This is a genomic window from Caloramator sp. CAR-1 (assembly GCF_030546345.1).
Classification (GTDB): Bacteria; Bacillota; Clostridia; order Clostridiales; family Caloramatoraceae; genus Caloramator; species Caloramator australicus.
In genome coordinates, this window is sequence record NZ_JAUONW010000007.1 from 1 (window position 1) to 12,693 (window position 12,693).

General features: G+C 27.1%; 7 protein-coding genes. 5 read left to right on the forward strand and 2 right to left on the reverse strand.

Going from position 1 to position 12,693, the window contains the following annotated elements:
• Window positions 1-205: 205 nt before the first annotated feature.
• Window positions 206-4,660 (reverse strand): diguanylate cyclase, encoded by a 4,455-nt coding sequence (locus Q3V94_RS01445; RefSeq protein ID WP_303524746.1) that lies wholly within the window; start codon window positions 4,658-4,660, stop codon window positions 206-208.
• A 199-nt stretch (window positions 4,661-4,859) separates the two neighbouring features.
• Here Q3V94_RS01445 and Q3V94_RS01450 point away from each other — a divergent pair, with 199 nt between their 5' ends.
• From Q3V94_RS01450 to amrS, 5 genes are all read left to right on the forward strand, one after another.
• Complete coding sequence (locus Q3V94_RS01450; RefSeq protein ID WP_008908539.1) at window positions 4,860-5,087, forward strand: hypothetical protein; 228 nt, start codon at window positions 4,860-4,862, stop codon at window positions 5,085-5,087.
• A gap of 2 nt (window positions 5,088-5,089) precedes the next feature.
• On the forward strand, window positions 5,090-6,661 hold the full coding sequence (locus Q3V94_RS01455; RefSeq protein ID WP_008908540.1) for a Na/Pi cotransporter family protein: 1,572 nt from the start codon (window positions 5,090-5,092) through the stop codon (window positions 6,659-6,661).
• Window positions 6,662-6,757: 96 nt separating this feature from the next.
• Window positions 6,758-7,441: an N-acetylmuramoyl-L-alanine amidase CwlD gene (gene cwlD, locus Q3V94_RS01460; RefSeq protein ID WP_303524751.1), complete on the forward strand. Its 684-nt coding sequence runs from the start codon at window positions 6,758-6,760 to the stop codon at window positions 7,439-7,441.
• Between the two features lie 49 nt (window positions 7,442-7,490).
• The gene (gene amrA / locus Q3V94_RS01465; protein WP_303524752.1) at window positions 7,491-8,888 is read left to right on the forward strand and encodes an AmmeMemoRadiSam system protein A; all 1,398 of its coding nucleotides are present in this window, start codon (window positions 7,491-7,493) and stop codon (window positions 8,886-8,888) included.
• A gap of 5 nt (window positions 8,889-8,893) precedes the next feature.
• Window positions 8,894-9,880 carry an AmmeMemoRadiSam system radical SAM enzyme gene (amrS, locus tag Q3V94_RS01470; RefSeq protein ID WP_303524753.1) on the forward strand — a complete coding sequence of 329 codons (987 nt, stop codon included), beginning with the start codon at window positions 8,894-8,896 and terminating at the stop codon, window positions 9,878-9,880.
• A gap of 15 nt (window positions 9,881-9,895) precedes the next feature.
• On the opposite strand, the gene Q3V94_RS01475 is transcribed toward amrS, so the two are convergent.
• Window positions 9,896-12,559: an EAL domain-containing protein gene (locus Q3V94_RS01475; protein WP_303524754.1), complete on the reverse strand. Its 2,664-nt coding sequence runs from the start codon at window positions 12,557-12,559 to the stop codon at window positions 9,896-9,898.
• Window positions 12,560-12,693: the final 134 nt, after the last annotated feature.

Genomic DNA, 12,693 nt, shown 5'->3' on the forward strand with positions numbered 1-12,693 from the left:
TTTTGTAATCCACCCCCAGATATCTTGCAATTTGAGACTTTTTCAAGCCATTTCCCTTTAGGTTTTTGATTTCAGAAAACAATCTCCATCCCTTCTTTTTACCATTTATGATTCCCACAATATCTCCCCCTGTTATCTTAAACTAATTAAATTTTAACAGGAGAAGATAGTTGCTGTATATATTACTGGTAAATTTTCGGGATTTTTAACTTCCGAAATCTCTCCATTTTATTTTACCACTTACACCGTATTTATCATTTATCTTTTTAAAGTTATCTATATCTATCATTACAACTGAAAAAAATCCACTATTCAATTCTGCATTTTCTATATTTTCATCTAATAGATCGTCTAACATCTTTCTTGTATAGGCAGATGTTAACTTGTCTATTATAGCCGTATTAATAATATTAATATTTTCAATATACCCTATTAGTAAGTTTACTAAAGGCTTACATTCTTCTATAGCCTCCTCCGAAAAATTATTAATAATCTTATCAGTTTCTAAAATTACATATCCATAGTTTCTTTTTATGTCATATGTAGAAATTCTAAACTTATCTTTTCTTTTATTTTTTATTAAAGGGATACAAATCCAGTTAACAACATTGCCGTATTCATCTGATTTTTTTACAATAATGGATTTTTCTAATCTTTTAGCTTTATCGATAATTAAACTATAATTATTGATGTCAACTTTTTCTTTGCTTACAAGTATTTCCGGATTTTTAGAATCAGTAATTAATAGATAATTTGTTGCTAGGGTAATATAGGACATATATTTCATTATTAATAAAATATCACTGTTTGAATCTAGTGTAATTTTATTTAATAAATCATTAATATTGCTAATATTTAAGTTTAATTCCTCTTTAAAACTAGATTTTATTTTTTGTATTGTATTTCCTTTTAAATTATTAATTTGGGAACTAATTAAATGGTCTGCATATTCAGTTAATTTGTTAAGTTCTAAACTCTCCTCTTCATTTATATCGATTTCTAAAATTTTGCTCATTTTAGTTAATGTATTATGGAAATTTGAAATCGATATAAATTTAATTTTATATTCCTCTGGCAAATCCTTCAAAAGACTTAGCATTAAGGTAAGTGAAGCTGCATAGAAATTAACTGCCTTGTAAACATTATTATTATAGTAATAATCTCCTAAAATTCTGTTTGCCATCATGCTTAATTCTATCAATTTATTTTCTTTTAATTTTGGTAGTATTTCTTCTAATGCAAGAATTTTATTTTTATTTAGTAAAATATCTAGATACTCTATTCTAAGTTTCAAACCAACTGGTAACTCATTAAGTTCAAAATCGTTAATCAAATCAAATATTTTTTTCGCAAAGTTAATTTTATTTAGCTTGACAAATTTAAAAGCTAAATGATAGTAGATATATATTTTTTCGACGCTGTTTTTATATTTTTTTATTATATTAGATAACGAATCCATAACATCGTCTAGTCTTTCTAAGTCTTTTGAAATATTTAAAATTAATAGAAAAGCCTCTGCATCCCATTTAATTTTTATATCATTGTTTTGATGTATCCTTAATACTTCCTTTAAATATTCATGTGCTTTATCAATGTCCCCAAATTTATAAAATAGTTGTGCACTAAAATAATAATATAAGCCATCATAAATATTCTGATTAGTATTATTTTTAAGCTCATCCTTAGCCTTTAAATGATAGAAATAAGCCTTAGAATAATTTCCCAGTCTTAAATAAATACCTATTAAAAAGCAATAAATATAAAAAGTATATGCTTTATATCCCAATTCATCAATAATATCCAAGGCAGTGCTGAAGCATTCTAAGGCTTCTGTTGTATTAAATTTTATATAATTTATCTCTCCAATATTAATAAGTGAAAGGGCTTTTAGAAAGGCAACCCCCTCTTTCTCTGCTAAGTTTTTCATTTCTTCAAGATAATTCAAGGCATTGTCATAATCCTGATAAAAATCTGAATATATAATACTTAAATTGTTTAATACCCGTATCATTTCTTGTTTGCTTTCATTTAACTCGAAATAATATAGAGCCTTTTTATAATAATCAATGGCCATTTCCGGCTCAGATGATAAATAGCAACAATCCCCTAAAAGTTTAATAAATTTTCCCTTTATTTCAGGGCAATTATCATCACACATTTCAAGAGCTTGCTTACATATGTTTCTAACATCCTCTAACTTATCATTATTTCTATAATAAACTGCCGTGTTAAATTGATATTCAAGATAGCCTCTTTTATAATCATGAATCTGTAATAAATTTTTTATTTCCTCTAAAGATTTTATGATTTTGTTTTTATCATTTTTATTTATATATATTTCCACCAACTTATTCATTGAATCTATAGCACTATTATAGTCCTTTAAATTTAAGGCCCAAAGCTTTGCTTGTTTGAAAAGTTCAATTGCCTTCTTTACATTTCCAACTTCTAAGTAAATATATCCGAGACTCATTAATATATCTACTTTTCTATAATCTGCTTCCCTTTCCTTAAAATATTTTAATGCCCTTTCATAATACGAAATAGCATCACTTTTATTATTTAGCCTTTTCATCAATATAGCATTATAGATACAATATTCGATTATTTTTTCTACTTCATTTGCCCTTTCATAGTGATATAATATTTCTTCTTTGAGACTATATGGATTCAAATAAATTCTATTGCTCTTTTCTAAAAATTTTCCTGCCTTAAGATGCAAATCTACCTTTACCTTCTCATCAATTCTATTGTAAATTAAACGTTTAAGCATTTGATTTTGTAAATCGTAAAGAATTCCTTCATCGCTTATTTTGCTTATAATAATTCCTTTATTCTCTAAACTCCTTAGAATATTACCCAATTTATTTTTATCTTTATTTAAAAATTCACCTAGAACATCTGTAGTAACTCCATTTTGAAATATCGAAAGAACCTCAAGGACGATTATATCTTCTTCATCTAGTTCATTAATTTGATTAAAAATAGCTTGTTCTACTGAATTAGGTAGTATCATCCTGTCATAATCATCATCAAATTTACTGCTCCAAATTCCTGTTGAACTATTAATAAATAAATCTCCCCTTAGATAAAGATCCTTAATTATTTCAACAATAAATAGTGGATTACCATAAGTTATTTCAAATATTTTGTTTGAAAACAATCTTGGAGTATACCCCATAGATAAAAGATTTTTTATCATCTCCGAAGCATACTCTTTCGACAATCCCTTTAATTTTATTTCTATGGTATTTTGTTCTTTTCTTATGTCGTTTATTAATGCCCTTATATCATTACTAATTAATCCATCGCTTTTAAAAGAAATTATAAACATTGCTTGTTCTGCAATTTTAGAGGTTAAAATATCCTTTGCCATTAAATATGAAAATTTATCAAGGGAATTAAAATCATCGATTATAATAACAATTCTTTCATCTTTATATTTGTTTTTTATGTATCTATATATCGTGTTTATCATTCTAATTCTATTTTTTTCATTATATAACTCTTCACTTATTATACTATTTTTAAACTCTTCAAAGGTATTTAACAATTCCTCCCTATATTCATCCTGTAAATTTTCACTACCCTCTGAAAATATTTTTCTTGCAATTTCCAGGAAAACTTTTCTGCTGTTAGATTCAGCTTCATTATAATAGCTAAAACAGTTGATATTTTTTAATCTAAATAAAAACTCTAATTCCTTTAATAATCTTGTTTTTCCAATTCCTGTTTCACCAGATATTAAAACACATCCTTTATTTTTTCTAAAAGAATCGAATATCTTTTTGATTTCTTTATCTCTTCCTGAAAGCTTTATATTAAAATTAATTTTCTCCAAATCTTCCACTTCAAATGGAATATAATTCTTATTCAAGAGACTATTTAAATCATTTATAACCTTTGTTATACTGTCATATCTTTCTGCAGGATCTTCTTTTATCATCTTTTTAATAATATCATTAATTCCTAAATATTCTTTTGGCAAAACATCCTTTAACTTAGAAAATCCATCATCTATCTTAACAAATTTTATACCTCCCAGTAAAATTACCAAAAATAATACCCCTAATGAATATATATCAGACTTTACTGTATGTTCTTCACCCTCTATAACTTCAGGTGCCTTGAAAATTATTTGACTTCTATTAGTTTTTACAAATTCACCTATTCTTGCTGTTACTATGTCATTCAATTTAACAGTAAGCTTATTTTCTACCTTAACAAAATTAATATTAGATAAATTAATGGAATTATAGAGACACCCCTTAAGATGCAGAAAGTTTATTGTTTTTGCAATTTCTATAAAAAGATTCAATTTTTCATCAATGTCTAATCCTTCTAATACATTTAAAGGCTGGACATCTTCAACAAACTCAGTAGTATAGAAATATTGATAATTTTTATCCAATCTACCGTTTTTATTTTCTATAATATCAAAACTATATAATCTTTTTAAGTTACTGTGAACAATTGAAGTTAACATAATAAAATTATTTGCTAAGAAATCATAAAATTCCCAATCAACATAATCAAAATTAATAATATTTAAGTCTAAAACTCCTTGAGATCTTTTGATATCAATAGCTTGATAGGAAGCTAGTCCATCATTTTGATAAATCTTCTTTATAAGTCTATATCTGTTATTTATTATTCTCATCGCCTCATCCCAACCCTTTTTTCCATTGATAAGTAAGTAATATTATAATTTAACAAAAAATTAAAACAATAGTTTTTGTGATGTAAATCACAAAATTTACCTTTATTTATAATGAAATTTATCTTATTTAAATTATAATATTTTTCTACAGGATAATTTATGATATAATATTAAACAAAATAACATGACGAGGTGGAGTATGCGTAGATTTGGATATCCTTATTTCGGCAAAAGATACTTATATGATATAAAAAATAAAACTCTTCATGACCTTTTAAATGAAAAGGAAGAATGTCATATCGATTTAATACATGAAGATGATATTGACATGTATAGTTCATTAAATGAAGCTGCATTACTTATGGATCATCCTTTTTATTATGAGTGCCCTTTCTGCATGAAAAAGGCTGAAAGCAAAGAGGGATAATTATGGAAGATGGATTTGGAATAATTGCTTTTTTTGCTGCGCTATCATTGTTATCATATTCAATTTATTGGATTAATTCGGTCTTTGAAAAAATAATTGAAAATTATCTGGAAAATTCTAAAAAAGGATTTAAAAAAAGGGTGTATACTGATATTTTATTTGGGACATTTTATACCTTCCTTACTCTAGGATTAAATTACTCTATTAACATAACTTCTAGCCTTTTAAACGTAGAAGCATTATCAGTATTAAATAGCTTTATAATCTTTTTAGGTTCCCTTTTAGGAACAATTATAATAGTTTATGTATTTAGCTTTAGATTGATGTTTCATTTATGGGCTTACTTGATAGTCTTAGGAACAGGTATTTTCTTCCTTACTAAAACGAAAAAATTCAAGGACATCGGAAGAACAATAGTATCCTATGGATTTGTTTTTCTTTCCTCCCATTTTATTTATTCTACTTTAATTAAGAGCGAAGCAATGTTTTTTTTGAGTAAAAATATTATTATTTTATCTTTAGTAGTTTTTATTTTAACTATAATTTTTCAAAACAATATTTTTATATTCCCAATGATTTTTGCAATTTTATCATCTAACAATTTAAGCAAATATTATATAGTAGACCTATTGCTTCTTTCCAACATAGCATTGATATTAAAAGCAATAATTAATAATTACAGGAAAAATTCAATAGCTAAAAAGTCCTTGTCAATATTACTAATATATAATGGACTTATATTTATAATTTTTTTAATTTTACAGAAATTAATACATAAACAACTAAATTTAAATTTTTATCAAATATATGCGTTGTATGTAGGAATAATTGTGACTTTAACTCTTTTAATGGTTTTAATAATTAATCCTTACAAAAAATTTGATTTGATTAAGAATAATTATATAAGCAAAAAAAAGTTTTTGCTCCTACATGAAATTAACCTTCATAATCCTTCAATTGCAGTTATACAGATAATAAAAGAAATAATAAATATGGGTTACGATGCATTAAATAACGTAAGGAGAAGTTTAGATTTAATATTAAATTACGATCCAATGATTTCCCAAAATCTACTTATAATAGAAAATGACATAAATCATTATGAAAAGGAAATTACAGAATCCCTTGTAAAGCTATCTAATACAGAAATAAACGAACATCAGTCTAAAATTATTGCTGCCCTTTATCACATTATAAATGATATAGAAAGAATCGGCGACCATGCCGAAAACCTATACGAACTTGCTGAGCATAAGTATAAAAATTCCCTAATTTTTTCAGATGAGGCCATCGTTGAAATAAAATTTATGTATCAATATGTAATAGAGGCTGTTGACTTAGCTTTATCTTCCCTTAAAGATGGTGACCTTCAAAAGGCTATGAAAACAATTGAGCTTGAAAGTAAAATAGATAAACTAGACAAGCAGCTAAGAAATGGTCACATAGATAGATTAAATACTGGTATATGTTATCCTGAAAGCGGCGCAATATTTTTAGATATCATTTCTAATCTTGAAAGAATCGGTGATCATGCAAACAATATTGCTCAGTTAGTCATTGAAATTAATCAGTAAGGCTGTCTAATTTGGACAGCCTTATTTTATATAGAAGAATATTAAATATGATATCTACATAATATATTATTGATTTGAATTTAGGCAGGTGAAAGCATGAAAAAAGCAATCGCTTCAATTATTATATTAACTCTGTGTTTTACTTCGATAGTTTATGTTCAAGTAAAACTTAATAAAGAAGTATTAAATATGGCAAAGGATATAGTAATTGTTGTAGATGCCGGACATGGAGGTATAGACGGTGGTGCTATTGGTAAGAATGGAACGATTGAAAAAAACATAAATCTTGAAATTGCTAAAAAATTAAAGGGCTATATTGAAAGTCATGGTGATACATGCATTATGATAAGGGAAGTTGATGAGGGGTTATATTCCTACGAAACAAGAAAAGGCAGAAAAGCCGAAGATCTTAAGAATAGGAAACAGATAATTAAGGAAAACAAAGCCGACATATTTATAAGCATCCATTTAAACTACTTCCCTGATTCAAGATATTATGGTGCACAAACCTTTTACCCATCTAATGATTTTGAAAGCGAAAAATTAGCAAAGTCTATCCAAGCGCAGTTAATAAAAGTGTTAGATAGAAATAATAATCGTGTCGCTAAACCCAGCGATACCTATTATATTTTAAAGGATAACGGTATCCCATCTGTAATAGTTGAATGCGGCTTTTTATCAAATCCTGAGGAAGAATATCTATTAAATCAGGATGAATATCAAAATAAAATTGCCTGGGCTATCTATTGCGGCGTTTTAGATTATTTTGAAAAAAGGTAGCTTATGGTAAAATATTATTAAAACTTATTTTACTAAAGAGGTGTTTGTTATGCCTATAGTAGGACAATTTCTTATGCCTCACCCTCCCATAATAATCCCTGAAGTTGGTAGGGGAGAAGAAAAAATTGCAAAGAAAACAATCGATGCCTGCACAAAAATTGCAAAGGAAATTGCAAGTATTAAGCCTGATACAATTATTATCATAACTCCCCATGGACCTGTTTTTAGTGATGCTGTTGCTATTTGTAATTCCTCATTTATTGATGGTAGTTTAAAAAATTTTAATGCACCATCTTTATCTTTTAAATTTAAAATAAATAAAGAATTAGCAAATAAAATCATTGAATTGGCGGATGAAGCTGAAATTCCAATTGCGCCATTAGGTGAAAATTCTCATGTTGAATATAATATTAGATTAAGCTTAGATCATGGTGCCATCGTTCCTCTTTATTTTATAACAAAAGAATATAAAGATTTTTCCATTATTCACATAACCTATGGCATGATAAATCCAATGAAGTTATATGAATTGGGGATTAAAATAGCCGATGCTTTCAAAAATTCAAAGGAAAGAGCTGTTGTAATTGCCAGTGGAGACCTTTCCCATAAGGCAAGCAGTAAAAGCCCCTATGGATTTGATGAATATGGTCCAAAATTTGATAGCCAATTATTAGATTATCTAAAGGAAGGCAAAGCTGTTGAAATATTTAAAATGGATAAATCCTTAATCAAACGGGCTGCAGAATGTGGGTTAAGATCCCTTTACATCCTTCTTGGAACTTTAGATGAATATAATTTTACATCTGAAATATTATCATATGAAGCTCCTTTCGGAATAGGCTATGCAAATGTAAAATTTATAATAGATAAAAAAGTAGAAAGTAAATTAGAAACTATAAATCTTGCGGTAAAGAATAGTTTAAAAGAAAAAAGAGCAAATGAAAACCCATATGTAAAACTAGCAAGGGAAAGCTTAGAATATTATATAAAAAATAAAAAATATCTTAAAATTCCAAATTACGTTACAGATGAGATGTTAAATGAAAAGAGAGGTGTATTTGTTTCTATATATAAAAACGGAGAACTTAGAGGTTGCATAGGGACAATATATCCATTAACAAACTCCATTGCAGAGGAAATCATAAGAAATTCCCTCGAATCAGGAACTAATGATCCAAGATTTTATCCAGTTGAAGAGGATGAACTTGACGAACTTGAATATTCGGTTGATGTGTTAATGCCGCCCGAGCCTGCTACAAAAGATGATCTTGATCCTAAATGCTATGGCGTTATCGTAAGAAGGGGCACAAGGGCTGGACTTTTGCTTCCTAATTTAGAAGGAGTAGATACAGTTGAAAAGCAGTTGCAAATAGCTTTAAAAAAAGCAGGGATATCACCAGATGAAAATTATTCCATAGAACGCTTTGAAGTTAAAAGATACAGGTGATGTAAATGAAGGAAGCTCAATTTTATAATAAAATAGAAGATCTAGTTTATTGCAATCTATGTCCCCATGGTTGTAAACTCAGCGAAGGTCAAACCGGACTTTGTAGAGTGCGAAAGGTAATAGACGGGAAGCTTTACTCCTTAAATTATGGGAAAATTTCTGCCATAAACCTTGATCCTATCGAAAAAAAACCCCTTTATCACTATAAACCCGGAAGTTTAATTTTATCCGTAGGTTCTGTTGGATGTAATTTTTCCTGTGGATTCTGTCAAAACTATACAATATCCCAAACTGCTGAAACTTTTTTTACAACTTTTATATCGCCTGAGGAATTAATTAGTATTGCTTTAAAATATAAAGAAAAAGGAAACATCGGTATAGCCTTCACATACAATGAACCTTTAATTTTTTATGAATATATATACGATACAATTACATTACTTAAAGATGAATTGGACATAATTTTAGTTTCAAATGGATATGTTAATGAAGCTCCATTAAAGGATATTATTAAACATGTTAAAGCTATAAACTTTGACTTAAAAGCCTACAATGAAGATTTCTATAAAAGAATATGTCACGGGAGCTTAGAACCTGTTTTAAATTCAATAAAAATTGCCTACAATTATACTCATGTTGAAATAACAACCCTAATAATTCCTGGGTTTAATGATTCAGAAGAAGAAATCGATAAGCTCTCCCTATGGATTTCAAAGCTTAGCCCTAATATTCCCCTTCACTTAACTCGATACTTTCCTAATTATAAATTCCAAATTGAAGCTACTCCAATTGAAACACTTGTAAGGCTTCAAAGAATTGCTAAAAAACATCTAAATTTTGTTTATCTAGGAAACGTATTATTACCTTCTAATACTGTATGTCCTAATTGCAATAAAATTCTAATTAAAAGGAATGGCTTTGAAGTTCAATCCTTTATGACGTCAAACCAATGTCCTTTTTGCTCCTTTGAAATTGAATACATAAAAATATAACCTGCAAAATGCAGGTTATATTTTTATCTTATTTAAACTATTAAAATTTCTTATAAACTCCTCTAGATCAATTGGTTTACTAAAGAAATAGCCTTGGAATTCATTACATCCTAAATTTCTTAATAATTTAAGCTGTTCCTTATTTTCAACTCCTTCTGCAACAGTTTTAACCCCTAAAGACTTTGCCATAGAAGTTATAGCTAATATAACACCATTAAAACCATCTTGGCCAGCTTTGGAAATAAATGACCTATCAATCTTTATATAGTCAATTGGAAGTTGACTTAAATAATTGATGGAAGAATATCCCGTGCCAAAGTCATCTAAAGCAATCTTTATCCCTAGCTTTTTTAATTCTTTAAATATATGTGTTGAAATGTTAAAGTCCTTGATCAATACGTTTTCTGTAATTTCAAATATCCAATTTTCTAAAATATTTTTTTCATCAAGTAAATATTTTATATTATTTAAGAAATCCTTATTCTCCAATTGCTTTGCAGAAATATTAATGCATAAATCTATATATATATCTTTTTCTATAAGCTTTTGTCTAATTCTGTAGGCCTCCTTCATAATCCAGTTACCTACATCAACTATCATTCCATTTTTCTCTGCTACTTTAATAAATTCATCTGGTGGATATACAATTCTATTATTTCTAATCCATCTTAATAACAATTCACCTTTATTTATAACAAATTCCCCATTATTACTTTCCCTAAATATAGGCTGAATATATAAACAAAGCTCATTGTTTACCAATGCTCTTCTTAATCCAGTTTCTATTTCTCTAAATTTTATATTTTTTTCCTCAATCTCTTGTGAGAAAAACAAAAATCCTCCCTTTTCTTTTTCTTTTACTTCATATAAAGTAGCATCTGCCTTTCTAAGAAGCCCTTCAAACGTTATGTCATCCTTAGGATACATTACTATTCCTATGCTTGCACTAGTTTTTATATCAAAATTATTTATGAATAAAGGTTTAGAAATTTCATTTATAATTTTGTTTGCATAATCCCTAACTTTATATTCATTATCTATATTAAAAGTTAAAACAATAAATTCATCCTCTCCCAATCTAAAAACAATATCGCCTTTATCAATACAAGAGTTTATTCTATCTGCTACGTTTATCAATACTTTATCTCCAATATCATGTCCCAATGTATCATTTATAACTTTAAACCCATCAAGATCAATAAATAAAAGTGCAAATGATTTACAAATCGTTTCATCAATTATTTCTTTTAATTTTTTCATAAAAAAGTTCCTATTAGGTAGGTTAGTTAATAGATCATAATAAGCAAGTTTTTCAAGCTCTTCTTCTTTTTCTTTTAACTGTGAAATATCAGATAGTATAAGTATATAAACTTTATCTCCATTAAATTGTAAAAAAGTAGCTGATAACCAGACAGGAAGGCTAACATCATTTTTATTATAGATCCTTGCTTCTCCCCTCCAATATCCCTTTTGTTGAACAATATCAAATATATTATGAAAATTTATATTATCAAATTTAAAATTTAAAATATCTATTTTGTTTTGAATTAGATCTTCTTCCTTAAACCCAAACATATTTTTAATAGCTTTATTTACTTTTAAAATTCTTTTATCAAAGTCTAAAATAATAACCCCCTCTAAAGTTTCAGATAATATTTTGTCAGATAATAATATTTCTTTATTTTTAATTTCCAATTCTTTTGTTCTTTCCTTTACCCTTATTTCAAGCCTTCTATTTATATCTTCTAAATTATTCTGTTTTGATATGATTTCAGATTTTAATATATCAATGCTTTTAGCTAAATCTGATATTTCATCCTTTCGTCCATAAAGATCAATATTAAGTTTATTTTCCATTTTGTAGGTAAAGTCTTTAATGTTGTTCATTATCTGTTCTAATGGATTATTTATTAATTTGCTAAATTTAAAATCCAATATAAAAACTATCAATATACCAAAAAGTAAAATAGTAAGTGCAATAACAATTCCCATATATTCTATTTTGTTTTCCATATCTTTTGGAACATAAATTTTAAATAAGAATAATAAATTTCCAGTTAGATCTTTTATCGGATAGTAGGCTACATAGGTATCCTTATTTTCTATTGTTAAAATAACTTCTTTTTGGTTTATTTTCACCTTATTTTTTGACTTTATTTGCCTCTCTATTTTGTCTAGCTCGTTTTTATTTAAATCCAATAAATTTATAAACTCATACTTACATTGTGTGTTTAATTTTATTTCATCCAACCTTTTACCAAAAATTATAATCCCTTTCCTAACTCCTGTTCCATCACTTTTATGGATTCCTTCTCCTGCAAAACAATAAATATCTTTATCAAATTCTAAAAAACCTACAAAATTACTTTTGTGTAAACCTGTTGAAATAAATTTATCTAATAATCTTTCATCAAAATAATCCTTTATTTCTTCATTTTTTCTTGTAATTCCATAAATCAAATTTCCATTATTATCGAGTATCGCAGCTAACGACACACCAATATTTTTTAGAGAAAGATAATTTAAATTTTCCTCTATATAATCCTTATGCTTATAAATAACAAAATCATAAGACTCGTCCCAAATAGCATAATCCCTTGTAGTTACATGCAATGACTCCAGTTCTTTTTCTAAAAGGGCTATTTCCCTTTGAATTTCATTACTAATTATGCTTTCCATAAACATTTTAAATTTTGGTCTTATATAAAAACTCTGAAAGAATATTATTAATAAAAAATATGCCAAAATATTTAATACTATTGTTTTCAATATTTTATATTTTAATCTCACAATATCACTTCCAACTGGATAGT

Excerpts from the sequence above, each read along its gene's own strand:
- Q3V94_RS01445 (WP_303524746.1), bottom strand. The coding sequence starts at position 4,660 with ATGAGAATAATAAATAACAGATATAGACTTATAAAGAAGATTTATCAA.
- Q3V94_RS01450 (WP_008908539.1), top strand. The coding sequence starts at position 4,860 with ATGCGTAGATTTGGATATCCTTATTTCGGCAAAAGATACTTATATGAT.
- Q3V94_RS01455 (WP_008908540.1), top strand. The coding sequence starts at position 5,090 with ATGGAAGATGGATTTGGAATAATTGCTTTTTTTGCTGCGCTATCATTG.
- cwlD (WP_303524751.1), top strand. The coding sequence starts at position 6,758 with ATGAAAAAAGCAATCGCTTCAATTATTATATTAACTCTGTGTTTTACT.
- amrA (WP_303524752.1), top strand. The coding sequence starts at position 7,491 with ATGCCTATAGTAGGACAATTTCTTATGCCTCACCCTCCCATAATAATC.
- amrS (WP_303524753.1), top strand. The coding sequence starts at position 8,894 with ATGAAGGAAGCTCAATTTTATAATAAAATAGAAGATCTAGTTTATTGC.
- Q3V94_RS01475 (WP_303524754.1), bottom strand. The coding sequence starts at position 12,559 with ATGGAAAGCATAATTAGTAATGAAATTCAAAGGGAAATAGCCCTTTTA.